Origin of the sequence: Corallococcus sp. AB032C, assembly GCF_003668935.1 — a bacterium.
Taxonomy (GTDB): Bacteria; Myxococcota; Myxococcia; order Myxococcales; family Myxococcaceae; genus Corallococcus; species Corallococcus exiguus.
The window spans coordinates 146,158-170,607 of record NZ_RAWP01000002.1; the positions used below are offsets into that span (position 1 = coordinate 146,158).

The window sequence follows — 24,450 nt, forward strand, 5'->3', positions numbered from 1 at the left end:
CTACTTCATCGCGGCCAGGTTCCCCAGGCTCGGAGGTGCGCTGGCGGCGCGGTACACGGGGTAGAGGCCCAGGCGCTCGTCCCAGGTCGGGTGGCGCTCGGCGAAGAAGCGCAGGCGGGCGCGCGGGTCCTTGGCGAAGCCCGCGTCCTTCAGGCGCTCCTGGAACGCGGCCTTCACCGCGGGGTCCTTCGCCAGCAGCTCGCGGGCGTAGGGCTCCAGCACGTAGTCCTCGATGTACTCCTTCTGCTCGAAGTGGGCGTTGAAGAAGCCCCACGACAGGAGCGAGTCCGGCCCCGCGGGCTCGAAGAGGTGCGCCACCAGCTGCACGTTCTTCTGCGCCACCGGCACGTAGAGCGTCCCCACGGGCAGGTCCTGCGTGTCCGGCTTCCACTCGCCATTCGCGGTGAGGCCCTGGTGGCCTTCGTTGGAGCGCACCTGGAACTGGAAGTCCTTCGAGTGGAACGACTCCACCTTCGCCGCGGGCACCGCGCGGGTGAGGCGCTGGAACGCGATACCGTGCGCGGTCAGCTTCGGCGCGATCCACGCGGCGTGCGCGGCGGACACCAGGTAGCCGCCCTCGGGCAGCTTCGCGGTGACGGCGGGCTCCACGTCCGGCAGGTACGGCACCCTCCACGTCTGGGGCTGCGTGTCGTCGTAGCGGATGTACGGCTGGCCGGAGATGTCCGACGGCAGGCGCTCGTAGGCGTAGCCCTTGAACGCAATCGCCTCGCGCTTGGGCGTGTTCTTCCAGCCGAGCACCACCTCACGCACCTCGCCGGCCACGGCCTTCTGGTCCTCCGCCTTCACGGCGGCCAGGAGCGCGGCGCCGTCGCGGGACACGAGCTTCAAGAGGCCCTCCAGCACGTCGCGGGTGGCCTTCACGCGCTGCGCGTAGTTCTTCCAGGAGTGCGTCTCCACGAGCACGCCGAAGCGGTGGTGGACGGACCAGAAGGCATGGCTGAAGCGCGGCGGGGGGACGCCGTAGGCGAAGCCGCTGGTGGGGTCGTCGTCCACGAGGAAGGACGGGTAGAAGCGCAGCGGCTGGTGCCCTTGGGTGGTGAGGCCGGTGAAGAGCTCGTCCACCAGCTTCGTGCCCAGCGCCTGAAGCGCGGGCGGGCCGGACTTCTGGGGCTCCAGGCCCACGGACACGTCGGGTTCGAACTTGGCGCCGTCGGTGACGTGCAGGTCCACGTAGACGAGCGGGTCCCACGCGTTGAGGTACTTCAAGAGCAGCACCATCTCCGGTGCGTCCGCCTTCACGTAGTCGCGGTTGAGGTTGAAGTTCTGGGCGGTGACGCGGAAGCCCATCTCCTCCGGGCCCACCTGGTTGGGGCGGTGGTTGGGGTTGAAGCGCTCGTGGCCGTCCACGTTGAAGACGGGGACGAAGACGGCGGTGACGCCCTTGAGCAGGTCCGGCATGGACGCCCGGTTCTGGAGCGCGTCGCGCAGGAGCCAGAAGCCCGCGTCCTTGCCGTCGATTTCACCCGCGTGGATGCCGCCCTGGAAGAAGACGACGGGCCGCCCCTTCTTGCGCGCGGCGTCCGCGGTGAGCGTGCCGTCCTGGCTGACGACGAGCGCCACCATGGGGCGGCCCTCCGGCGTGGTGCCCAGCGTGTCGCAGCGGGCCTTGCCGGGGAACGCCTTGGGGAAGGCGCGGCAGAGGCTCTCTGCTTCCGCGTAGCGGCCGGTGCGCTTCCAGCCGCTCTGCTCGGAGACAGTGGTGAGAGGGGGAGGGGCCTGCGTGAGGACCAGGGCTGCGAGGGTGGGCAGGAGCATGCCCGCTTGAGACCACAAGCCCCGCCAGCGCTCAACCTTGCCGCACGGTGTGTGTGCCGCCCACCGGCAGCACGTGCACGCGGTCGCGCGGCCAGCCCCGGCGCAGCCACTCCGCGTCCAGGCGGGCGGGCGGCTCGTCCAACGGCTCGTCCGTGAGCTTGAACGTGCCCCAGTGCATGGCGAAGAAGGCCATCGCGCCCAGGTCCTCGAAGGCCTGCACCGCCTCCTCCGGGTTCATGTGCTGCAGCCGCATGAACCACGCGGGGTCGTAGGCGCCAATGGGCAGCAGCGCCGCATCCAGCTTGGGGAACCTGGCGCCAATCTCCTTGAAGCCCTGGAAGTAGGCGGTGTCGCCGGAGTGGTAGACGCGCGCGCTGGAGCCCTCCACCACGAAGCCGCCCCAGAGCATCTGGTTGGCGTCGTTGAGGCCACGGCGGCTCCAGTGCTGGGACGGCACGTAGTGCACGCGCACGGGTCCCACCTGGGTGGACTCCCACCAGTCCAGTTCGTGGAAGGGCAGGCCCTGGCCCTGGAACACCGGCGCGTGGCCCAGGCCGGTGACGATGCGGGCGCCCACCTGCTTGAGCGTGGGCAGGTCCAGGTGGTCGTAGTGGTTGTGGGACACCAGGCTCGCGTCGATGCGCGGCAGCTTTTCCACCGGCACGCCGGGCGGCACGTTGCGGCGGATGACGACGTTGATGGCGTCGCGCAGCACCGGGTCGATGAGCAGCGACACGCCATCCAGCTGCACCAGCCAGCTCGCGTGGCCCAGCCACGTCAGGCGGGCGCCCTCGCCCGGAGCGGGTGGGGTGGCGAGCACCGTCAGGTCCGGCTCCACGTGCGGCACGACCGCGCGCGCGGGCGAGCTGCGGCGCTTGCCCGTGAGCTTGTCCGTGACGGCCCACTTGAGGACGCGGGTGAAGGCCTGCGGTCCGCTGCCATCCAGGTTCTTGAAGCGCATCGCCATCAGTGGCTCCCGGCAACGGGTGTCCCCCAAAGGTGGGCCCGCGCCGCCTCGTGCGAGTCATGCTCGGCCGGAGGGGAGGGGCGCAAGGGGAATGCGGTCCGGACCGCCTGGGGAGGACATGCGCCAGGCGCGGGCGAAAAGGGGCGCGCGCCGTATAAGAGGGCTTCCCATGGGACCTGTCTCCGGCACCACGACCCGCAGGGTGTTGCTCGCGTTCGGCGCGCTGGTGGCGCTGTTCGCGGCGGCGTCGGGCTATGCGCTCGGCCGGCTGGCGGACATCCACGAGGGCACGCGTGCGCTGCGCGAGGTGGGCGGCCGCGCGCGGGAGGCGCGGGAGCTGGCCACGGCGGTGAGGGACCAGTATGCGCACCTGGCGCACACCATCATCCTGGGCAACGACAGCCACCGGCGCTTCCACACCGAGGCCCGCGCCCGCGTGGAGGCGCTGACGCGGCGGCTGGCGGAGCACGCGCGCGACGCGGAAGAGCGCGCGGCGGTGGCGGACATCCAGGCGTCGGGCGACGCGCTGGACACGCTCTACCGGGACACGCTCCTGCCCGCGGTGATGGCGAAGGACGCGGGCGCGGTGGAGGCGGCGCATGGGCGCGCGCTGGAGTGGGTGTCGCGCATCCAGGCGCGGGTGGACGCGCTGACGGCGGACTCGGACGCGTCCATGGACGCCTTCGAGTCGCACGTGGGCGCGGTGGAGCGAGACAGCTTCCGCTGGGCGCTGCTGCTGTTGGGTGGGGCCACGCTGTTCGCGGCCGGGGTGGGCGTGTACATCGGCAACGCGGTGGCGCGGCTCGTCCAGCACGAGAAGCTGGCGGGCATTGGCCGGCTGGCGGCGGGCGTGGCGCATGAAATCAACAACCCGCTGGGCGTCATCCTCGGCTACGTGCGGCTGTTGCAGCGGCGGGCGGAGGGAACGCTCGCGGAGGACCTGCGCGTGGTGGAGGAGGAGGCGGTGCGCTGCCAGGACATCGTGGAGGGACTGCTGGACCTGGCGCGTCCGGGCCGCGGGCCACGTGAGCCGGTGGCGCTGCGCGACGCGTGCGAGGAGGTCGTCTCCCGCCTGCGTGAAGCCACCCGCCTGGGCACCGTGAGCGTGGACGTGCACGGCGAGGGCACCGCGTGGGTGCAGGCGCCCCGGCTGCGGCAGGTGCTGCTCAACCTGGTGAAGAACGCGGCGGAGGCCGCGGGCGAGGGAGGACGGGTGGAGGTGCGCATCGCGGTGGACGCGGACGGGAGCGCGCGCGTGGCGGTGTCGGACTCGGGGGCCGGGGTGACGCCGGAAGCGCGGGCCCGGCTGTTCGAGCCCTTCTTCACGACGAAGCCCTCCGGCACGGGGCTGGGGCTCGCGGTGAGCCAGGCCATCGCGGAGGCGCACGGCGGCCGCATCGACGTGGACTCCGGGGCCCTGGGCGGCGCGCGCTTCACGCTGTCCCTGCCGTCTCCATCGCGCGTACAGGAGGCTGCGGCATGAGCGGCGCGAAGCCTGCGGTCCTGGTCGTGGACGACAAGGAGAACATGCTCAAGCTGTTCGCGCGCATCCTCGGGGACGCGTACGCGGTGACGACCGCGCCCGACGGTGTGCAGGCGCTGGCCCTGGTCTCCGCGCGCACGTTCGACGTGGTCGTCACGGACATCCAGATGCCGGGCGCGGACGGGTTCACGGTGCTGCGCGAGGTGAAGCGGCGCGCGCCGGACACGGAGGTCGTCCTCGTCACCGCCTACGCGAGCATCCCCAAGGCCGTGGAGGCCATCAAGGACGGCGCATACGACTACCTGTCCAAGCCCTTCGACCCGGACGAGGTGGCCCTGGTGGTCGCCCGTGCCCTGGAGCGCCAGCGCCAACGGCGGGATGCACAGGGACTCGCTGCCCGCGTGGCGCGCATGCCGGACTTCCACGGCCTGCGTGGCACCAGCACCGCGCTCCAGAAGACGCACGCGCTGCTCGCGCAGGTGGCGGCGCGCGACCTCACCGTGGTGCTCACCGGCGAGACGGGCACCGGCAAGGAGCTGGCCGCCCGCGCGCTTCACCGCGAGAGCCCTCGCCGCGACAAGCCCTTCGTCGCGGTGAACTGCGGCGCGCTGCCGGCGGAGCTGGTGGAGAGCGAGCTCTTCGGCCACGCGAAGGGCGCCTTCACGGGCGCGACCGGCGCGAAGGCTGGCCTCTTCGAGGAGGCCCACGGTGGCACGCTCTTCCTGGACGAAGTGGGCGACCTGCCGCTGCCCGTGCAGGTGAAGCTCAACCGCGCGCTCCAGGAGAAGGAGATCCGCCGCGTGGGCACCACCACGCCGGTGACGGTGGACGTGCGCGTGGTGGCGGCGACGCACCGGGACCTGGCGCAGGAGGTGGCGCAGGGGCGCTTCCGCGAGGACCTCTACTACCGGCTGGGCGGCGTGACGGTGCGGATGCCCGCCCTGCGCGAGCGCCGCGAGGACATCCCGCTGCTCGCCATGCACTTCCTTGCTGGCGCGAACCGGCCGGAGCTGGAGGGCTTCACGCCCCCGTCACTCCAGGCGCTCACCGCCGCGCCCTGGCCCGGCAACGTGCGGCAGCTGCAGAACGCGGTGGCGCGCGCGGTGGCGGTGGCGGCGGGCCCCCGAATCACTCCGGAGGACCTGCCGCCCGAGCTCACCTTGGCCCGTACCTCCGCGGCCCCGGGGCCGCTGCCAGCGGAGGCACTGGCGAAACAGCCCTACCGCGAGGCAGTGGACCGCGTGCGCGACGCCGTGTCGCGCGACTACCTCACCGCGCTGATGCAGGAGTTCTCCGGCAACGTCACCCACGCGGCCGAGCGCGCGGGCATGGAACGCGAGAGCCTGCACCGCCTGCTCAAGCGCTATGGCGTCCGCACGGAGGACTTCAAGCGCGGCGACTGAGGCTTCAGCGGGGCTCGTGCTCGGAGAGCACCTTGTCCAGCGCCTCCGCCTGCGCGCGGACGTCCGCGTCGGTGTCCTTCGCGGCCTTGGCGGCGTGAGCGCGGGCCTTGGCGGCCTCCGTCTTCGCCAGGGCCATGGCCATACACAGGTTCGCCTTGGGGTGATCCGGAGTTGCGTCCAGCGCGGGCTTGAGGACGGCCGCGGCCTGGGCGTCTTCCTGCTTCTCCAGGTGATACATGGCCAGGGCACAGGCCGGATCCACCGCCGAGGGCTCCTGCTTCAGCGCCTCCTGCAGCAGCTCCGTGGCGAAGCCGCGCTGGTTGTGCCCGTCCATCGCGAACGCCATGGCGGTGAGCTCCTCCACCGAAGCGTCCCCCTGCTTCTTCGCCTGCTCGACCAGACGCTGCGCGTTCTCGAAGTTGCCGGCGCGCAGTTCCTTGATTCCTTCGGAATACGGGTAGCTCTTCACGGTGTCTCCCAGTGCACCACGCGGTGCGTTGCACGCATTCTGCGCGACTTTGGTCGGGGGGCCGCAACTTTGGGGCGGCGGTTTCCGAAAAATCGAGAAGACTTCTCCCCCAGGCCCCCCATGATCATCCGCAACTCGCCCGTCCGCCAGCCGCAGGCCTCCTCCGGTACGGAATCCACCGCCGCGCGCCCCGCCGCCCCTGCCGCGCGCAACGTGGTGAAGGACTCCTTCTCCCCTGGCACCACCGCCGCCCAGCGCACGGGCGCCATCAGCAAGGCGCCCCCGGGCGACCACGGCAAGCTGATGAACGAGTACCTCACCGGCGCGCGCCCGCCTCCGGCGGACTTCGAGCAGGTGATGGGCTACAAGCCCTACGCCATCCAGACGCCGCACGGCCAGCGCATGCAGGATCCGCTCGGCTACGCCTCTGTCCCCGGCCAGATTGGCCCGGTGAAGGAGTTCGACAAGGCGGCCAAGACGCACGACTACGGCTACGACCTGCTGCGTTACTACGACCGCAAGGGCACGCCGCTGAAGCCGGAGGCCCGCAAGGCCGCGGACGCGCAGTTCCGCCAGGACATGTTCGACTACGCGAACGACCAGAAGGGCACGCTGTCGAAGTTCAAGTACCGTGCGTGGGCGCAGATCTACGCCACCGCGGTGGAGCTGAACTCGGTGCGCCAGGGCAACGGCCCTCCGTAGTCGTCAGGGAGTCGCATGGAGGCTGAAGGGCCAGACGCAGGGCTGCCCCCGGACCGCGAGGACGTGGTGGCGGCGCTCCTGGCCCATCAGCGCCGCTTCCTCGCCTTTGTCGAGCGGCGCGTGGGCAGCCGGGCCGTCGCGGAGGATCTCTTCCAGACGGCCTTCGCCCGCACCCTGGAGAAGGGCGGAGCGCTGAAGGACGGCGAGGGCGCGGTGGCGTGGTTCTACCGCCTGCTGCGCAACGCCCTGGTGGATCACCACCGCCGGCAGGCCGCGGAGGGACGCGCGCTGGAGGTGGAGGCGCGCGACGCGGACTCCACCACCGAGGACCCGGAGCTGAAGGGCGCGGTGTGCGCGTGCCTCGCGGACCTGCTGCCCACGCTCAAGCCCCAGTACGCCCAGCTCGTGCGCCAGGTGGACCTGGAGGGGCGAGCGGTGCCGGACGTGGCGCGCGAGGCAGGCATCACCCCCAACAACGCGGGCGTGCGGCTGCACCGTGCGCGGCTCGCGCTCAAGCGTTCGCTGGAGCGCGGTTGCGGCGCGTGCGCGGCGCACGGCTGTCTGGACTGCTCCTGCAAGCCGCGCCGCTAAAGGCGGCCCTGGGCTCGGGGACTCAGGGGCAGGTCGCGGCGTCGTCGTTCCGGTCGATGTTCACGCCCCACGCCTCGCCCTGGAACACGCTCGCCGCGAGCGCGGTGGCCCGGCACGTGGGCAGCTTCGGGTTGTCCTCCACGAACAGGCTGCGCTCGACCCACAGGGGGAAGGCCGTCGCCGTGCCCAGCATGAGCGAGTCCAGCCGGGCGTTGGCGCTCACCGTCACGTCGCCGCCCACGAAGCGCAGGGCGGGCAGGGACAGCCGCCGGTGAGAAGGGCCAGCAGCGCCCCCCACGTCCCCCACATGCGTCGCATTCGATGCCCTCCCTGGTCGGGCCCCGACCTTGCTTCCCTGGCCACACGGAGCGAGCGGATCTTCCTGGCCGTTTCGCGTCGGGCCCGCCGCGGCCTACCGGGAGAGGTCCTGCGCGGACAACCCCCCGGGCCCGCCTGGCGCCCTGCCTCCCAGTGGGACGAGCGCGGGCGGCACGGCCTTCGGGAGGGAGGGTTACGCATGTGTAAGAGCGCGCCGGGTGCCGCGTTGGCCCGGGGAAAGGAGCCTTCCCCATGACGCATCACCATCCGCATTCCCCTGTCCCGCCTTCACCCCGGTCGCCGCCCTCCGTGGGCGAGGAGGGGCCCGCCCTCGACCCCGTGTGCGGCATGGAGGTGGACCCTCGCGCACCGAAGGGCGGGAGCTGGGAGCACGAGGGGCACACCTGGTTCTTCTGCGGCCCGAAGTGCCGCCAGCGCTTCCAGGAGGACCCCGCCCGGTTCCTCCATCCCCGGACGCCGCCACCGCCCGCCGCGCCGGGCGCCGTGTACGTGTGCCCCATGGATCCGGAGGTGCGGCAGGACGCGCCAGGGGCGTGCCCGAAGTGCGGCATGGCGCTGGAGCCCGAAGCGCCGCCCGTCCTCCAGACGCGCATCGAATACACCTGCCCCATGCACCCGGAGGTGGTGAGCGACGGGCCCGGCGCCTGCCCGAAGTGCGGCATGGCACTGGAGCCGCGCACGGTGACGGTGGAGGATCCGCCGGATCCAGAGCTGCGTTCGATGACGCGAAGGTTCTGGGTGGGCCTGGTGCTGAGCGCGCCGCTGATGGTGCTGGGCATGTCGGACATGCTGCCGGTGCGGCACGGACTGTCGCCCTCGGCGCTCGTGTGGGCGCAGTTCGCGCTGGCGACGCCGGTGGTGCTGTGGGTGGGGGCGCCGTTCTTCCAGCGGGGTTGGGCGTCGGTGAAGAACCGGCACCTGAACATGTTCACGCTCATCGCGCTGGGCGCGGGCGCGGCGTACGTCTTCAGCGTGGGAGTCACGCTGTTCCCGCACCTGTTGCCGGAAGGCGCGCGCACGGGGCACGGCGGCACCGTGCCCGTTTACTACGAGGCCGCGGCCATCATCCTCACGCTGGTGGCGCTGGGGCAGGTGTTGGAGTTGCGCGCCCGCCACGCGACGTCCGGTGCGCTGCGGGCCCTGTTGTCGTTGGCCCCCGCCACGGCGAGGCGCATCTCGGACGACGGCCACGAAGAGGACATGCCGCTGTCCCAGGTGCACGCCGGATGGCGCCTGCGCGTGCGCCCCGGTGAGAAGGTGCCGGTGGACGGCGAGGTGCTGGAGGGCGCGAGCGCGGTGGATGAATCGCTCGTCACCGGAGAGCCCGTGCCGGTGGAGAAGGGGCCGGGCGCGAAGGTGACGGGCGGCACGGTGAACGGCACGGGCACGCTCGTGATGCGCGCGGAGCGAGTGGGGCAGGACACGCTCCTGTCGCGCATCGTCCAGCGCGTGGCCGAAGCGCAGCGCACGCGAGCGCCCATCCAGCGGTTGGCGGACCGGGTGGCCGGCATCTTCGTGCCCGCGGTCATCGCGGTGGCGGTGGTGACGGCGGTGGTCTGGGGCGTGTGGGGTCCAGAGCCGAGGCTCGCGCACGCGCTGGTGAACGCGGTGGCGGTGCTCATCATCGCCTGCCCGTGCGCACTGGGCCTGGCCACGCCCATGTCCGTGATGGTGGGGACGGGGCAGGGCGCGCGCATGGGCGTGCTCATCCGCGACGCGGCGGCGCTGGAGCGGATGGCGGCGGTGGACACGCTGGTGGTGGACAAGACGGGCACGCTCACGGAGGGCAAGCCGCGGCTCGTGACGGTGGAGCCCGCGCCGGGCGTGGAAGCATCCGAGCTGCTGTGCCAGGCCGCGAGCCTGGAGCGAGGCAGCGAGCATCCGCTGGCCGCCGCCGTGGTCTCGGGCGCGAGGGAGCGCGGCATGTCCCCCGGTGGCGTGGAGGACTTCCAGTCCGTGCCAGGGCAGGGCGTCCGGGGCCGCGTGGGAGGCCGCGAGGTCGCGCTGGGCAACGCGGCGTTGATGAGGAGCCTGGGCGTGGAGGTGGAGGCGCTGACGGAGCGCGCGGAGGCGCTGCGCCAGGAGGGCCAGACGGTGGTGTTGGTGTCGATGGACGGCCGCGCGGCGGGGCTCCTGGGTGTGGAGGATCCGCTGAAGCCGTCCACGCCGGAGGCCCTGGCGAGGCTGCGGGACGAAGGCCTGCGCGTGGTGATGCTCACTGGAGACAGCCCGACGACGGCGCACGCGGTGGCGCGCAGGCTGGGCATCACGGAGGTGATTGCTGGCGTGCAGCCGGACGCGAAGGGCGACGCGGTGAAGGCGTTGCAAGCCCAGGGGCGCGTGGTGGCGATGGCGGGCGACGGCGTGAACGACGCACCGGCGCTGGCGCGAGCGGACGTGGGCATCGCCATGGGGACGGGCACGGACATCGCGATGGAGAGCGCGGGCGTGACGCTGGTGAAGGGCGACCTGCGAGGCATCGCGCGGGCGCGTGGGTTGAGCCAGGCCGTGCTGCGGAACATCCGGCAGAACCTCTTCTTCGCCTTCGTCTACAACCTGCTGGGAGTGCCGCTGGCGGCGGGCGTGCTGTACCCCGTCTTCGGGTTGCTCCTGAGCCCGCTGTTCGCGAGCGCGGCGATGAGCCTCTCGTCGGTGTCCGTCATCGGCAACGCCCTGCGGTTGCGGCGGCTGAAGCTCTAGTCCGGAAGCAGCCGGCCAACCGGGCGCGCGAGGCGGGATGGTGGCGTCCCCGCGCGTGCCCACCGTGAGGCCCGAAAGGAACCCCACCATGGCGAACGCCGAAGTGATGCGAGGCGACGACGCGATTCGGGAGTGCATCGACAACTGCACGGCCTGTCACCGCGTCTGTCTGGAGACCCTGGCGGACTGCTTGAAACGGGGAGGCAAGCTCGTCGAGCCGGGGCACCTCCGGCTGCTGATGGACTGCGCGGACATCTGCGAGACGAGCGCGCGCTTCATGCTGCGCGGATCGGACCTGCATTCGCGCACATGCTTCGCCTGCGCGGAGGTGTGCGCCGCCTGCGCGACCGCCTGCGAGGAGACGGGCAGCGAGGGGCCGATGAAGGACTGCGCGGACGCGTGCCGCCGCTGCGAGGAGTCTTGCCGGGGGATGAGCGGTGGGGTGATGCCTCAGCCCCTCAACCCGGAGGCCGCCCAACGCTTCGCCGACCTGCCCGCCTGAAGGGGGCGTGCACGGAGGCCCGGGCCCATTAGACTGGGCGCATGACCGCCCGCGAGGAGGGGCGCACCCCAGGTGCGTCCCCCAGTCACATCTCCGTCGTCCGGCTTCCGCACTCCTGGTTCATCCTCTGCACGTCGCGCGAGCTGGGGGACAAGCCGCTCGCGCGCACGCTGCAGGGCACGCCCCTGGTGCTCTTCCGGGGCGAGGGCGGCAAGCCCGGCGCCCTGATGGACCGCTGTCCGCACCGCAACGTGCCGCTGTCACTGGGGCGCGTGCAGAACGGGCAGCTGGAGTGCGGCTACCACGGGTGGCGCTTCGACACCGGTGGCCAGTGCCGGCTCATCCCCGGCCTGGTGGGCGAGCCCGAGGCCCGCTCCCGCTGTGCCGCGTCCTACCCGACGCGCGAGCAGGACGGCTTCGTCTGGGTCTACTCCACGCCCGGCGTGGAGCCCACGTCGGAGCCCTTCCGCTTCCCGCTGCTGGACGCGGCGGACTACACCACCGTGCGCCGGGTGCTGCGCGCGCCGGGGTCGCTGCACGCGGTGCTGGAGAACACGCTGGACGTGCCGCACACGGCCTTCCTCCACGGCGGCCTGTTCCGCACCGCGGAGAAGAAGAACGAAATCGACGTGGTGGTGCGCAGGAGCGCGGACCGCGTGGAGGCGGAGTACCTGGGCGAGCCCGCGCCCAAGGGGCTCGTGGGGCGGCTGCTCGCGCCGGGGGGCGGGGTGGTGCAGCACTTCGACCGCTTCCTGATGCCGTCCATCGCGCAGGTGGAGTACCGCATCGGGGAGAAGAGCCACATCCTGGTCAACTCCGCCATGACGCCGGTGGATGACTGGGACACGCTCGTGTACGCGGTGGTGACGGTGAAGCTGCCCGTGCCGCGCTGGCTGCTCAAGGCCGCGGTGCCCTTCGTGCTGCCGGTGGGCCTGCACATCTTCGGACAGGACGTGCGCATCCTGGAGCGGCAGACGGACTCCATCCGCCGCTTCGGCACGGAGGCCTACGCCTCCACGGAGATTGACGTCCTGGGGCCCAGCATCCTGCGCCTGATGCGCGCCCAGGAGCGCGAGCGCGCTTCTCCGCCTCCGGACACGGTGCACGAGACGCGCGTGCGCATGCGCACGTAGGGGCCTTCAGCCGGCCTTGGGCGCGGCCCGGGGCTGCACGAGCTCCGTGGAGAAGTAGCGCTCCATGCGGTCCGGGAACACCGTCACCACCTGGGCCTGCGGGCCCAGCTGCTTCGCCGCCTCCACCGCCGCCGCGTAGTTGAGGCCGGAGGACGGGCCCACCGGGAAGCCCCGGCGGATGAGCGCCCGCGCGGTGCGCATGGCCAGGTCGTCCGAGATATCCAGCTCCACCCGGCCCGGCATGTCCGCCTCGCGGTACAGCTTCGACAGGCCGTCCACCACGCCCGGCACGCGCGCGCTGAAGCTGCAACACTCGATGTCGCAGCCCAGCCCCGCGATGGGCCTCGCCACGAAGGGCGTCACCGGACAGCCCGCCTCCGCGAACGCCTGGAACAGGCCCACGATGGTGCCGCCCGTGCCCACGCCGCTCACCACGCCGTGCACCAGCCCGCCCGGCACCTGCGCCAGGATTTCCTGCCCCGTCCACACGCGGTGCGCCTCCGCGTTGTCCGGGTTCTCGAACTGGCGGGGCGCGTAGCCGCCGCGCTCCTTCGCCAGCGCTTCCGCCCGCGCGATGGCACCCCGGATGCCTTCCGCGCGCGGCACCAGCTCCACCTCGCCGCCGTAGGCGCGGATGGCGATGAGCCGCTCCTCCGTCACGCCCTCCGGCATCACCGCCGTGAAGCGGCAGCCCATCTGCGCGCTCGCCAACGCCATGGCGATGCTGGTGGAGCCGCTGGACGCCTCCACCACGTCGCCGCCCGGGCTCAGCTCCCCGAGCCGCCACGCCTTCTCCAGCATGTACCGGGCGATGCGATCCTTCGTGGATCCGCTGGGATTGAGGAACTCCAACTTGCACCAGATGGTCGGACCTTCCGGGTCCAGCCGCACGGGCACGAGCGGCGTGGGCCCCACGGCCTGGAGGAAGCGACCATCAGCGGGAAGCGGGCGGCAGGGAGGGCGCATGGGTCATCCCTATCGCGAAACGCGCCAGCGGGGGAGCCACCCTGTCGTCCAGCGAGCGGCGGCGGACGCCCGTTCCCCTGGCTGTTCCGTCGGAGAAGACATTTTCCCACGTGCAACACTTGGCGCATCCAGGGGCAGCCATTACGAAGAAGGGCCACGGTTTCATCCGCCTGCATGCCTTCCTCGCCCACCATCCTCAACGTCAACGACGACCTGGCCAGCCGTTACGTCACGTCTCGCGTGCTGTCCCTTTCGGGTTTCCAGGTCCTGGAGGCGGGCACGGGCGTCGAGACGCTGGCGCTCGCGGACGAGCACACCGACCTGGTCATCCTGGACGTCCGCCTGCCGGACATGAGCGGCCTGGAGGTGTGCCGGCGCCTGAAGGCCTCCCCGCGCACTCGCAGCGCGCTGGTGCTGCACCTGTCCGCGCAGGCGGTGGGCGCCGCGGACCGGGCGCAGGGGCTGGAGCACGGCGCGGATGCGTACCTGGTGGCGCCGGTGGATCCAGAGGAGCTGGTGGCCCAGGTGCACGCGCTCCTGCGCCTGCGCCGCGCCGAGCGAGAGGTGCGCGTCCTCTCCGACCAGGTGCAGCAGCAGCGCCGCCTCCTGGAGCTGGCCATGGCCGCGGCGGCGGACCCCATCGCGCTCTATGACGGCGACGGGACGCTCATCTACGCGAACCAGGCCGTGGCCGCGTCGCGTGGCTCGCATCACGTGCACGTGCCGGGCAGGAGCATGGACGCGATTCGCGTGATGGATCCGCAGCTGGAGCCCTACGCGAAGGCGCTGGACGCGGCGCGGCGCACGGGCCAGGTGCAGCGCGGCCGCGTCAGCCTGTCCTCGGACCAGGGCCCGCGGCACTTCGAGTACACGATGTCCCCGGCCACCGGACCCACGGGCGCGGTGGAGGCCGTCATCGCCACCGGGCAGGACGTCACGGAGCTGCGCAACGCGGAGGACTTCCGCGAGCAGTTCATCGGCATCCTGGGCCACGACCTGCGCAACCCGCTCAACGCGCTGTCCATGTCCGCGCAGCAGCTCCAGCGCCAGGGAGAGCTGTCCGACCGCCAGCGCGTCTTCACCGAGCGCATCCTCACCAGCGCCGTGCGCATGGATCGGATGATCCGCCAGCTGCTGGACTTCGCGCGGGCGCGGCTGGGCGCGGGGCTGCCGGTGGTGCGCTCGCGGTGCGACCTGTTCGACGTGGTGCGCGGCGCGGTGGAGGAAGCACGCGCCAGCCAGCCCCAGCGCGAGGTGTTGCTGGACGTTCAGGGTGACGGGCGCGGCGCGTGGGACGCGGACCGGCTGGAGCAGGTGGTGGGCAACCTGGTGTCCAACGCGCTCAAGTTCAGCCCGCCGGACTCACCCGTGCGCGTGAGCGCGGAGGGCCTGAACGGCGAGGCCGTGCTGCGGGTGCACAACCTGGGAGCACCCATTCCGGCGGAGCAGGTGCCGCACCTCTTCGCCGCGTGGCGCCGTGCCGGCCGCAGCGACCGGGAGCGTGGCGCGGCCGGAGGGCTGGGCCTGGGGCTCTACATCGCCGGCCAGATTGTCCGCTCCCACGGAGGCACCGTGAAGGTGACCTCCACCGAGGCCCAGGGGACGACCTTCACGGTGCGTCTGCCGCGAGGCTGAAAATCCTACGGGTTTGACGACTCGTGGACGGAAGCGTTGCGGTGACCCTTCCGGATGCGCAGGGGCGCCCCCACCCTGGGGGCATGGCCCCATCCGAAAAGCAAATCTTCGCCCAGAGCGTGGAAGCCCTCTTCGTGCGTGCGTTGGGGCCGTACCTGACGCGTGACGGGCGCCAGAAGCTGAAGGCCGCGGGCCTGAACCTGTCCGAGCCGCTGCGCCCCCACTACTCGCTGGAGCAGTGGCGCGCCTTCCTGGACGTGGCCGCGCGGGACGTCTTCCCCGGCCAGACCCTGGAGTCGGCCTACCTGGAGCTGGGTGCCCGCTACCTGAAGGGCTTCCAGCAGACGTCCGTGGGGCGGGCGAGCATGCAGCTGGTCACGCACCTGGGTCCGCAGAAGACGCTGGAGCGCGTGCCGTACAACCTGCGCGCGGGCAACAACTTCAACGAGGTGCGGGTGGAGGAGTTGTCCAAGCAGGACGCCACCCTGTGGGTGAAGGACGTGCTGGCGGACAACCCCTTCTTCGCCTGCGGCTTCCTGGCGGAGACGCTGCGCGCGTCGGGCGCGGGCTCACCCGAGGTGAAGCCCATCGCCTTCGACGGGACGGCGGCGACGTACCGGCTGACGTGGTCGCAGGCGAAGTCGCAGCGGCCCGCGGGCACGCTCGCGCCGGTGCGCCGGCTCTACGGGTAGCGCACGGGCGCCGGCGGATCATCCGGAGGCAGGGGGATGAACTCCGTCTCCGTGGGCACGGCGGCGAAGCGGCCTTCCTTCCAGTCCGCCTTGGCGGCCTCCAGGCGGTCCTTGGAGGACGACACGAAGTTCCAGAAGAGGTAGCGCGGGCCGTCCATGGGCTCGCCGCCCAGGAGCATCATCCGCGCGGAGGACTCCGCCTTGAGGATGATTTCGCTGCCCGGCTTGAACACGAGCAGTTCGCCGGGCTGGAAGCGCGTGCCCTCCACCTCCACGGTGCCCTCGACGAGGTAGAGGCCTCGCTCCTCGTATTCGGCGGAGAGCTTCAAGCGGGAGCCCGCCTCCATCTTCGCGTCCGCGTAGAAGAGGTCGGAGTGGGCGCGCACGGGGGACTTGCCGCCATGCACCTGGCCCGCGATGACGGTCAGGTGGATGCCCTCGCCGTCGATGATGGGGAGCGTGTCCGCGGGGTGGTGGACGAAGGCGGGGGCGACCTCCTCGTGCTGCTTGGGGAGGGCGATCCACGCCTGGATGCCGAAGAGGCGGCCACCGGCGGAGCGGGTTTCGGGGCCGGTGCGCTCGGAGTGGGCGATGCCCTGGCCGGCGGTCATCCAGTTCACGGCGCCGGGGCGGATGGGCTGCACGAAGCCCAGCGAGTCGCGGTGGAGGATTTCGCCCTCGAAGAGATAGGTGACGGTGGACAGGCCGATGTGCGGATGGGGGCGCACGTCCAGGCCTCGGCCGGGGTCGAAGTCCGCGGGGCCCATCTGGTCCAGGAAGATGAAGGGGCCGACCATGCGGCGGCGCGCGGAGGGCAGGGCGCGGCGCACGTGGAAGCCGTCGCCCAGGTCGCGCACGCGCGGGACGATGAGCGTCTCCAGGGAGGGCGGGGGCTCACGGCCCTGCAGGTCTTCTTCCCAGCTCATGGTGTCTCTCCTTTTCGAGGGGGCACAGTCTGCCTGGGTTCCCGTCCCTCGCGGCCACTTTCTCCTGGACGTTCCGCGCTCGGACGCTTCACTCGGACCGGGGTGGGGAGGCACCGTTGGACGCCGTGCTTTCTCCGTGTTGGATCCGCGTTTAGCCTGGGCCTCATAATGTCCCCTGGGTTCCTCGGGCTTGCCGTCGCGACCGTACTGGCGCTGACACCCCTGACGCTCCGGGCGTGGCGCCGCGCATGGGCCCGGCGTCGCTGGCGGGCACTGGGCCCCATCCTGGAGCTGTCACCGTTCCCGTCGTCCACGCGCGTGCTGCTGGCGGGGCGCTACCGGGGCCATCCGGTGGAGGTGTCCCTGTTGCGCACGGGAGCCTCACGGCTTCGTCTCACGCTGGGGGTGAAGCTGCCTCAGGACTTCGCGCTGCTCCCCCAGGGGTGGGGGCTGCGTTGGCGCGGGGCCTCGAAGGAACGGGACATCCAGGTGGGCCAGCCCGCGCTGGATGCGGCGTTCCTCATCCGGGGCGCGAATCCAGCGGCGGTCATCCGCCTGTTGGGCGAACCCGTCGTCCGCGATGCGCTGCGCCAGCTCCAGGCTCGCGGTGCTCCGTTCCAGCTCCAGGGGCAGGAGCTCATCGCCTCCCCAAGGGGCTCGCTCTCCGAAGAGTCCATCCGGGAGCTCCTGCGGGACCTCGCGGGGGTCGCTTCCGCGCTCCAGTCCACGGCGGAGAACCACCGCGCGCTGGCGGCGTCGGCGCGGGAAGCGGTCCAGGACAGCTCGCCCGCCACGGGGACGGTGCTGACTGTGTCCGCCCGGAGGGACTTGGACTCCCAGCGGTTCGTCAGGATCCGCGAGGAGTTCAGCAGGCGGTTGGCGCTGCACAACACCGTGGTGTTCGCGGGCGGTGTCGTGGGGCTGCTGGGCGGGGGCCTCTGGCTCTTCCTGCGGCGCGCGCCTCCTCCGGACGGGTGGGACCTGGCGGGGGTCCCCTTCGCGGCGGGCTTCATCTGCGCCAGCCTGACCTCCATGGTCAGCAGGTATTTCCACCTGCTGTGTCCGGGATGCGGGAACAACCTGCAGGACTTCGACAACACGGATTCGGACGGATCGCCCACCCTGTCGCTGGACCGCTGTCCGCACTGCGATGTCTGGCTGAGGTGAGCCGTGGCTCCAGCCTAGCGCTCCAGCAGTGCCTGCTCGCGCGCGTTCGACTGGAGCCAGGAGGAAGGGCGTTCCTGGAGCTCGGCGATGAAGGGCGGGCGCGAGTTCAGCTCCCAGCGCAACTGAAGCGTCGTCCACTGGCCGTCGGCCTGGAAGTCGTATTCCCAGTGCTCGAACGCGCGCTCCACGTCGTCGGAGAGCTCGGTCCCGTGATGGATGAGGTCCGGTGCTCCCACCCGTTGGAGGACTTCCCATGCCGACATCGTCTTCTCCAGGGTCGCTGCCCGCTCGCGCCGGTCCGGCAGGCACTCTGGGATCGCGTACCGTTCATGCTTCGCGTCGAGGAAGGAATAGGCCGCGAAGCCCCGGGGCTGGACCCCCAGCCGCCGGAGGGACTGCTGGACGATGGGGCGGAAGGCCTGCTCCTCCAGGGACGCCTCGCGGAACACGGAGCTGCGCGAGACGCTGCTCCAATCCTCCACGGATTCCCACTGCTGGAGGAGTGGCAGGCACGCGTGGATGCGGTGTGCTCCCACCAGCACGACGGCGCCCACCACCCTGTCGAGGTGCTTCCGCAACTCGCTGGGGACTTCCTTCTGCGGAGCAGTGGATGACTTCGACAGGAGCGCTTGAACCTCCTGGAGTTGCTCCGTCAGCATCGCCAGCAGCGCGGACGCATCGCGCTGCTCCGCGGCATCCCATTCGCGAGCCCGGACATCCGCCTCCGGGAGGATGGCCGCGTGGGTGAGGTCGAGCACCAGCCGCTGCCCTCTGTGCGTCCGCCAGATGAAGAAGTCCGTCTCGGCGTCGCGGAAGAAGTAGGGCCACGCATGCTTCGACCAGAACAGCCCCGCGGTCGTGTACGTGGCGTGGTCGGCCTGCCACGCATTGCGTCCCACCTTCCCTTCCCTGGGACCGAGGATGTCCACCCGAAGCACGTCGCGTCCCGAGGGAGACACGGCGATGAGCTGAGGGCCGTGGGTCCGGAGGATGGACCAGCCCGTGTCCGATACGAACAGTTGGTGCGGACTGCTCTCGTTCCATTTCTGCCACCGCTCCCAGACAAGGCGAGGCTCGGCGCTCCCGGGGATGTGTTCGAGCAACTGGAAGCGGAACTCGTTCTGGAACGCGGTGCGCCTGCCCCACCACCAGGAAGCCTTCCGCCCGCCGCGGCGGAGGATCGCCCCGTTGTGGGGCGAGCGGGCCGTCAGGGTGAAGCGCCCGCTGGGCGAGTGTGTCTCCAGGTCGGAGAAGAAGACTCGGGTCATCCGAACGAGGCTACCGCGCCACATTCCTTGGCACAGCCCCCCCGTCTGGAGGGAGGCCTGGGCTCCGGGTGGGGGCACCCGGCGTCCGTGTCGTGCACGCCTGACAACGACGTCGCCGTCATCGACCTCAAGACGTTGGAGGTCACGGGCCACATCGATGTCGGAGGAAGGCCGGACGGATTGGCCTGGGCGGTCCGGCGCTGCGCTCAGTGAACCGAACCCGTGCGGGATGCCGGCACGACACCGGCTTCGCGAAACGTCACGTCCGATGGGCCCAAGGCTTCGAGTGCCTCGACGAAGCGTTCGGTGACGAAGGTGTACGTGGTTCCGTTCGCGGGGCGGAAGAGGTCCACGTCGTGAGGGAGGGCAGCTCCATCCAGCCAGGGTTCGGGCGAGATTCGCACCTCGTACCATCCGCAGGTCGGGCACCTGGGGCCGGTCAGGACCGCGTCCCGGTGCAGAAGCCCGCGCAAGGGAATCTCCAACTCGTACAGCACGACCCCGGCATCGAGTCCCTGTAGCTCCGCGCGCACGGGAGCGAGCCCCCGGATCCCCACGGCCTGGAGGTGTCGCAATGCTTCCTGCGTGACCAGCGCCTCCCACCCGTAGCGCGCGCTCAAAGGTCCGAAGGTTCCGTGTGCCGTGCCACGAAGCGGACCGAACTGCATGCCGGGTTCCGGGGACACTCCAGTTGGGAGGAACGGCTGCACGCGGGACGCGAGGCGCGCGTATTCCGCGTGGGGTTCGACACGCGGCTCCACCAGCAGGTCGCGTCCGGGTAACGAAGACAGATCGACGCTGGGAAGCGCGAACTGACCACTCCAGGTCTCATGGCAGGTGGGGCACTCCACCCCGGGCAGGCTCCAGACGTGCTCGGCGGACAGGCTGCCGTTCCAGTGTCTCGGAGTGGAAGGGGCCGGACGTTGGAGTTGGTAGAAGCGCATCTGTCCTTCCAGAACGTCAGCGGGCCTTCTTGCGCGCGAGCTCCAGCAGCCGGGGCAGAGGCTTCGCTGGCTTCTCCAACGCATCCACGAGCCGATCGAAATCACTGTCAGGCAGCACCACGCGGACTTCCTCGCGTTCGTTCCAGATGGAGGGCGAGTCGTCCTCTGCAAGCATCGGATGTTTTGGGTCCATGACTGTGACGGAGCGGCTCTGACGGGGGTGGTGTCCGGCGACGACACGAAGCCCGCCCGCCTGATTACCCTGCGTCCTGCTGGGAGACGAATCCTCCGAAGGTTCAGGGGGATACGCGGGCCCTCCGACATCCCCTGACTTGGGGACCGACGGCGGCACCCTCCGTCCGTTGACGACGCGCTGTACCTGTGTTCAGGCTGGCCCTCTGGGAGCCCGCCATGTCCCCTCAAATCGCCCTCGCCTTCACGTCGGAGTTCGCGGCCCATCCGGCGCTCGCCGCCTTCCACCCGGTGGTGCGGCGCTGGTTCGCCTCACGCCTGGGTGAACCCACCCGTCCGCAGGTTGAAGGCTGGCCGCTCATCCAGGCCGGCCACGACGTGCTCATCGCCGCGCCCACGGGCAGCGGCAAGACGCTCACGGCGTTCCTCGCGGCGCTGGACTCGCTGTTTCGCATGGCGCTCGACAGCACGCTGCCCGACCACACGCGCGTCCTCTACGTGTCGCCCTTGAAGGCCCTGGGCAACGACGTGCAGAAGAACCTCCTCCAGCCGCTGGAGGAGCTGATGACCCTGGCGCGCGAGGAGGGCTACGAACCGCAGCAGTTGCGCGTGCAGGTGCGCACCGGCGACACGCCCGCGGGCGAGCGCGCCCAGATGGTGCGCCGCCCGCCGCACATCCTCATCACCACGCCCGAGTCCCTCTACCTCTACCTCACCGCCGAGCGCGCCCGCGCCACCCTGCGCCACGTGCGCACGGTCATCGTGGACGAAATCCACGCGCTCGCCCGAGACAAGCGCGGCAGCCACTTCGCGCTTTCCATGGAGCGCCTCAAGGCCCTCACCGACGTGCGCCCCCAGCTGTTGGGCCTGTCCGCCACGCAGAAGCCGCTGGACGCCATCTCCGGCTTCCTCACCGGCGCGTCCCTCACCGAGTGCAAGCGCGTGGAGGTCGGCCACCAGCGTCCGTGGGACCTCAAGGTGGAGATTCCGGACGCGGAGCTGTCCTCCATCGCGAGCCACGAGATGTGGGGGCAGGTCTATGACCGGCTGATCCAGCTCTCCAGCGAGCACCGCACCACGCTCATCTTCGTCAACACGCGCAAGATGTCCGAGCGCGTGGCGCACGACCTGGGCGAACGCCTGGGCCAGCAGTCGGTGGCCGCGCACCACGGCAGCATGTCCCGCGAGATGCGCCTGTCCGCCGAGGAGCGCCTCAAGGCCGGCCAGCTCCGCGTGATGGTCGCCACCGCGTCGCTGGAGCTGGGCATCGACGTGGGCAACGTGGACCTCGTCGTGCAGTTGGGCACCACCAAGGCCATCTCCGTGTTGCTCCAGCGCGTGGGCCGCGCGGGCCACCACAAGGCGGGCATCTCCAAGGGCATCCTCTTCGCGATGACGCGCGACGAGTTGGTGGAATGTGTCGCGCTCCTCAACGCCGTGCGCGAGGGCGACCTGGACGCGGTCCGCATCCCCAAGAAGCCACTGGACGTGCTGGCGCAACAGATCGTCGCCGCGTGCGCGTGCGAGGAATGGGACGAGCGCGCCCTCTTCAGCATCTTCCAGCGCGCATACCCGTACCAGGACCTCACCTGGGAGGAGTACCAGCAGGTGCTGGAGATGCTGTCGGAAGGCGTCTCCGAGCGCCGGGGCCGGGGCAGCATCCACCTGCACCGGGACCGGGTGAACCAGCGACTCAAGGGGCGCAGGGGCGTGCGCATCACCGCGCTCACCAACGGTGGCGCCATCCCGGACACGTTCAACTTCAGCGTCACCGCGCAGCCGGAAGGCAAGGTGGTGGGCACGCTGGACGAGGACTTCGCGGTGGAGTCCTCGCCGGGAGACATCTTCCTGTTGGGCAGCACCGCGTGGCGCATCCAGCGCGTCATGGGCAGCACGGTGATGGTGGAGGACGCGAAGGGCGCGCCGCCCAATGTGCCCTTCTGGCGAGGCGAGGCCCCGGGCCGCACGGACGAGCTGAGCCTCCAGGTGGGCCGGCTGCGCGAAGAGCTGCTGCGCCACGACGACCCAGCGGGCTTCCTGGAGAAGCTCCTTCGCTTGCCGCCGCCCGCGGTGGACGCGCTGCTGGGCTACCTGCGGCTGGGCAAGAAGATGCTGGGCGATGTGGTGCCCAGCCACACGCAGATCGTCGCCGAGCGCTTCTTCGACGAGGCGGGAGGCATGCAGCTGATCATCCACGCGCCGTTCGGCAGCCGCATCAACCGCGCGTGGGGCATGGCGCTGCGCAAGCGCTTCTGCCGCTCGTTCGACTTCGAGCTGCAGGCGGCGGCCACGGAGGACGGCATCCTCCTGAGCCTGGGGGAGCAGCACTCGTTCCCGCTGGCGGACATCTTCGACTTCCTGCATCCGGACAACGTGGAGGAGGTGCTGGTGCAGGCCATCCTCCAGGCGCCGATCTTCGGCACGCGCTTCCGGTGGGTGGCGTCGCGAGCGCTGACGCTGCACCGGATGATGGGGGGCAAGCGCGTGGCGCCGAACCTCCAGCGCGCGCGCAGCGAGGACCTGCTGGCGGCGGTGTTCCCCGCGCAGGTGGGCTGCCAGGACAACCACGGCGGCGGGGACGTGGAGCTGCCGGACCATCCGCTGGTGAAGCAGACGATGGACGACTGTCTGCGCGAGGCGATGGACATCGACGGGCTGCGCGAGGTGCTCCGGCGCATGAAGGACGGGCGCATCCAACTGGTCGCGCGAGACGTCCCGGAGCCGAGCGTCTTCGCGCACGCGCTCATCAACAGCCAGCCCTACACCTTCCTGGACGACGCGCCGGCCGAGGAGCGCCGCGTGCGCAACGTGGCCCTGCGCCGCGCGATGCCGGCCGAGGACGCGGCGGCGTTCGGAGCGCTGGACGCGAACGCCATCCGGCAGGTGGTGGAGGACGCCGCGCAGCCGATGCGCGACGAGGACGAGCTGCATGACGCGCTGTTGCAGCTGGTGCTGGTGCGAGCGTCGGAGGTGCCGCGAGGCCTGGAGACAGGGCTCTTCAAGCAGGGGCGCGTGGCCTGGCTGGAGCGGCAGGGCGGGCGGTTCCTGGTGTCGGCGGAGCGAGGCAACGCGGTGCGAGCGCTCTTCCCGGACGCGCAGACGCAGCCGGTGTTGCCGGTGCTGGAGTACGACCGGCCGGTGGAGCGCGACGCGGCGGTGCTCCAGGTGGTGCGTGGGCGGATGGAGTTGGTGGGGCCCACCACGGTGACGGAGCTGGCGCGGCTGACGCTGTTGGAGCCGGATGACATCAACCTGGCGCTGCACAACCTGGAGAGCCAGGGCAGCGTGCTGCGAGGCCAGTTCCGCGCGCAGGATGACGTGCCGGTGCCTCGGGACGCGGACGGAAGCCCGGTGCTGGAGTGGTGCGACCGGCGCCTGCTTCAGCGCATCCACCGGCTGACGGTCGGACGGCTGCGCCGTGAGATTGAACCGCTGAGCCCGCAGGACTTCATGCGCTTCCTCTTCCGGTGGCACCACCTGGAGGACATGGACGCGCTGCGAGGCTCCACGGGATTGCTCAAGGCGGTGCGGCTGCTGCAGGGGTACGAAGCGCCGGCCTCCGCGTGGGAGCGCTTCCTGTTGCCCGTGCGCATGCGGGGCTACACGCCGGACCTGATGGAGCGCGCGTGCTACGCGGGCGAGGTGGCGTGGGGGCGGGTGACGCTGAAGGACCCGCCGAAGCCCGCGGGCCCGCGCCGGGGCGCGCCAGTGGAGGCGCCGGAGCCGGTGGTGGCGAAGCGGTCTTCCCCGACGCGCAACGCGCCGCTGACGTTCACGGTGCGCGAGGACCTGGAGTGGATGCTCGCGGCGGCGCGTCCGCACGCGGTGCTGGCGGACGGCGGCGTGTGGACGCCGCCGGACCTGAGCGCGGCGGCGAAGGACGTGGTGGGCGTGCTGGAGCGGCGGGGCGCGTGCTTCTTCCAGGACCTGGTGACACGGGCGCGGCGGCTGCCGGCGGAGGTGGAGGACGCGCTGTGGGAGCTGGTGGCGAAGGGGCTCGTGACGGCGGACGCGGTGCAGAACCTGCGCATCCTGCAGAGCCCGGCGCACCGCAAGCGGCAGAAGCTGCTCAACCGGGGCGGTCCGGGCCGCTGGAGCCTGCTGGCGCCAGCGGAGCCGAAGTCGCAGGAGGAGGTGACGGAGTCGCTGGCGAAGCTGTTCCTCCAGCGCTACGGCATCGTCTGGCGCGACCTGGTGATGCGCGAGTCGCTGGCGCCCACGTGGCGCGACCTGCTGTTCGTCTACCGGCGCATGGAAGCGCGAGGCGAGCTGCGCGGTGGGCGCTTCGTCTCGGGCTTCGTGGGTGAGCAGTTCGCGCTGCCAGAAGCGGTGGACATGGCGCGAGCAGTGCGGCGCGCGCCTCCGTCCGGCGTGCGCATCCAGCTGTCCGGAGTGGATCCGCTGAACCTCACGGGCGTGGTGACGCCGGGCCCGCGCGTGGCCGCGCTGCCGAACAACGTCGTCACCTACGTGGATGGGATTCCGCAGGGAGTCGACGCGGTGGAGGACGCGTCGGAGAACGAGGACGCGGAAGTTGATGGTTCGCTCGCGCAGGTGAACTGACTCTACTTCAGAACAGGGCCAGATTCGAAAAG

The 24,450-nt window shown here is 71.1% G+C and carries 21 protein-coding genes; 12 read left to right on the forward strand and 9 right to left on the reverse strand.

All coding sequences use genetic code 11. From position 1 onward, the window contains the following. Together D7X99_RS01505 and D7X99_RS01510 are read right to left on the reverse strand one after the other, a co-directional pair. Complete coding sequence (locus D7X99_RS01505; RefSeq protein ID WP_121776124.1) at positions 1-1,776, reverse strand: M14 family zinc carboxypeptidase; 1,776 nt, start codon at positions 1,774-1,776, stop codon at positions 1-3. A 31-nt stretch (positions 1,777-1,807) separates the two neighbouring features. After that, on the reverse strand, positions 1,808-2,743 hold the full coding sequence (locus D7X99_RS01510; RefSeq protein ID WP_120593396.1) for an MBL fold metallo-hydrolase: 936 nt from the start codon (positions 2,741-2,743) through the stop codon (positions 1,808-1,810). 169 nt (positions 2,744-2,912) lie between these two features. On the opposite strand from D7X99_RS01510, the gene D7X99_RS01515 reads away from it, so the two are divergent. Both D7X99_RS01515 and D7X99_RS01520 read left to right on the forward strand, forming a co-directional pair. Beyond that, positions 2,913-4,226, forward strand: a complete 1,314-nt coding sequence (locus D7X99_RS01515) for a sensor histidine kinase (protein WP_121776125.1) — start codon at positions 2,913-2,915, stop codon at positions 4,224-4,226. Further along, a complete protein-coding gene (locus D7X99_RS01520; RefSeq protein WP_121776126.1) occupies positions 4,223-5,629 on the forward strand; it encodes a sigma-54 dependent transcriptional regulator in 1,407 nt (468 codons plus the stop codon). Before D7X99_RS01515 ends, D7X99_RS01520 begins: the two co-directional genes overlap by 4 nt. A gap of 4 nt (positions 5,630-5,633) precedes the next feature. Here the strand turns inward: D7X99_RS01520 and D7X99_RS01525 are convergent, their stop codons facing one another. Then, positions 5,634-6,098 carry a hypothetical protein gene (locus tag D7X99_RS01525; protein ID WP_120574377.1) on the reverse strand — a complete coding sequence of 155 codons (465 nt, stop codon included), beginning with the start codon at positions 6,096-6,098 and terminating at the stop codon, positions 5,634-5,636. A gap of 120 nt (positions 6,099-6,218) precedes the next feature. Between D7X99_RS01525 and D7X99_RS01530 the strand changes: the two genes are divergently transcribed. Both D7X99_RS01530 and D7X99_RS01535 read left to right on the forward strand, forming a co-directional pair. Next, entirely contained in the window at positions 6,219-6,800 is a 582-nt protein-coding gene (locus D7X99_RS01530) for a hypothetical protein (RefSeq protein ID WP_121776127.1), read from the forward strand. A 15-nt stretch (positions 6,801-6,815) separates the two neighbouring features. Then, entirely contained in the window at positions 6,816-7,391 is a 576-nt protein-coding gene (locus D7X99_RS01535; protein ID WP_121776128.1) for an RNA polymerase sigma factor, read from the forward strand. 22 nt (positions 7,392-7,413) lie between these two features. Here the strand turns inward: D7X99_RS01535 and D7X99_RS01540 are convergent, their stop codons facing one another. Next, complete coding sequence (locus D7X99_RS01540) at positions 7,414-7,689, reverse strand: hypothetical protein (protein ID WP_147475988.1); 276 nt, start codon at positions 7,687-7,689, stop codon at positions 7,414-7,416. A gap of 272 nt (positions 7,690-7,961) precedes the next feature. On the opposite strand from D7X99_RS01540, the gene D7X99_RS01545 reads away from it, so the two are divergent. The 3 genes from D7X99_RS01545 (at position 7,962) to D7X99_RS01555 (ending at position 12,065) form a co-directional block, all read left to right on the forward strand. Then, positions 7,962-10,430, forward strand: a complete 2,469-nt coding sequence (locus tag D7X99_RS01545) for a heavy metal translocating P-type ATPase (protein ID WP_121776129.1) — start codon at positions 7,962-7,964, stop codon at positions 10,428-10,430. An 88-nt stretch (positions 10,431-10,518) separates the two neighbouring features. After that, entirely contained in the window at positions 10,519-10,932 is a 414-nt protein-coding gene (locus D7X99_RS01550) for a four-helix bundle copper-binding protein (protein WP_121776130.1), read from the forward strand. Between the two features lie 41 nt (positions 10,933-10,973). Then, positions 10,974-12,065: an aromatic ring-hydroxylating dioxygenase subunit alpha gene (locus D7X99_RS01555; RefSeq protein WP_121776131.1), complete on the forward strand. Its 1,092-nt coding sequence runs from the start codon at positions 10,974-10,976 to the stop codon at positions 12,063-12,065. Positions 12,066-12,071: 6 nt separating this feature from the next. Here D7X99_RS01555 and D7X99_RS01560 read toward each other — a convergent pair whose 3' ends face one another. Further along, complete coding sequence (locus tag D7X99_RS01560) at positions 12,072-13,031, reverse strand: PLP-dependent cysteine synthase family protein (protein ID WP_121776132.1); 960 nt, start codon at positions 13,029-13,031, stop codon at positions 12,072-12,074. Positions 13,032-13,205: 174 nt separating this feature from the next. Between D7X99_RS01560 and D7X99_RS01565 the strand changes: the two genes are divergently transcribed. Continuing rightward, positions 13,206-14,666 carry an ATP-binding protein gene (locus D7X99_RS01565; protein WP_121776133.1) on the forward strand — a complete coding sequence of 487 codons (1,461 nt, stop codon included), beginning with the start codon at positions 13,206-13,208 and terminating at the stop codon, positions 14,664-14,666. Between the two features lie 83 nt (positions 14,667-14,749). Continuing rightward, the gene (locus tag D7X99_RS01570) at positions 14,750-15,358 is read left to right on the forward strand and encodes a DUF2378 family protein (protein ID WP_121776134.1); all 609 of its coding nucleotides are present in this window, start codon (positions 14,750-14,752) and stop codon (positions 15,356-15,358) included. On the opposite strand, the gene D7X99_RS01575 is transcribed toward D7X99_RS01570, so the two are convergent. Next, positions 15,349-16,284: a pirin family protein gene (locus D7X99_RS01575; protein ID WP_120593383.1), complete on the reverse strand. Its 936-nt coding sequence runs from the start codon at positions 16,282-16,284 to the stop codon at positions 15,349-15,351. The two genes, D7X99_RS01570 and D7X99_RS01575, sit on opposite strands and share 10 nt — an antisense overlap. A gap of 168 nt (positions 16,285-16,452) precedes the next feature. Here D7X99_RS01575 and D7X99_RS01580 point away from each other — a divergent pair, with 168 nt between their 5' ends. Continuing rightward, on the forward strand, positions 16,453-17,451 hold the full coding sequence (locus tag D7X99_RS01580; protein ID WP_147475989.1) for a zf-TFIIB domain-containing protein: 999 nt from the start codon (positions 16,453-16,455) through the stop codon (positions 17,449-17,451). 14 nt (positions 17,452-17,465) lie between these two features. Here the strand turns inward: D7X99_RS01580 and D7X99_RS01585 are convergent, their stop codons facing one another. After that, complete coding sequence (locus D7X99_RS01585; RefSeq protein ID WP_121776135.1) at positions 17,466-18,719, reverse strand: hypothetical protein; 1,254 nt, start codon at positions 18,717-18,719, stop codon at positions 17,466-17,468. Positions 18,720-18,746: 27 nt separating this feature from the next. Between D7X99_RS01585 and D7X99_RS01590 the strand changes: the two genes are divergently transcribed. After that, positions 18,747-18,932, forward strand: coding sequence for a hypothetical protein (locus D7X99_RS01590; RefSeq protein WP_199756312.1), 186 nt, complete (start codon positions 18,747-18,749; stop codon positions 18,930-18,932). Here the strand turns inward: D7X99_RS01590 and D7X99_RS01595 are convergent. Together D7X99_RS01595 and D7X99_RS01600 are read right to left on the reverse strand one after the other, a co-directional pair. Next, entirely contained in the window at positions 18,926-19,663 is a 738-nt protein-coding gene (locus tag D7X99_RS01595) for a double-CXXCG motif protein (protein ID WP_158626895.1), read from the reverse strand. The genes D7X99_RS01590 and D7X99_RS01595 overlap by 7 nt on opposite strands. Before the next feature lie 16 nt (positions 19,664-19,679). Next, a complete protein-coding gene (locus tag D7X99_RS01600) occupies positions 19,680-19,838 on the reverse strand; it encodes a DUF1778 domain-containing protein (RefSeq protein ID WP_158624251.1) in 159 nt (52 codons plus the stop codon). Between the two features lie 236 nt (positions 19,839-20,074). Between D7X99_RS01600 and D7X99_RS01605 the strand changes: the two genes are divergently transcribed. Then, on the forward strand, positions 20,075-24,418 hold the full coding sequence (locus D7X99_RS01605; RefSeq protein WP_171805184.1) for a DEAD/DEAH box helicase: 4,344 nt from the start codon (positions 20,075-20,077) through the stop codon (positions 24,416-24,418). Positions 24,419-24,450: the final 32 nt, after the last annotated feature.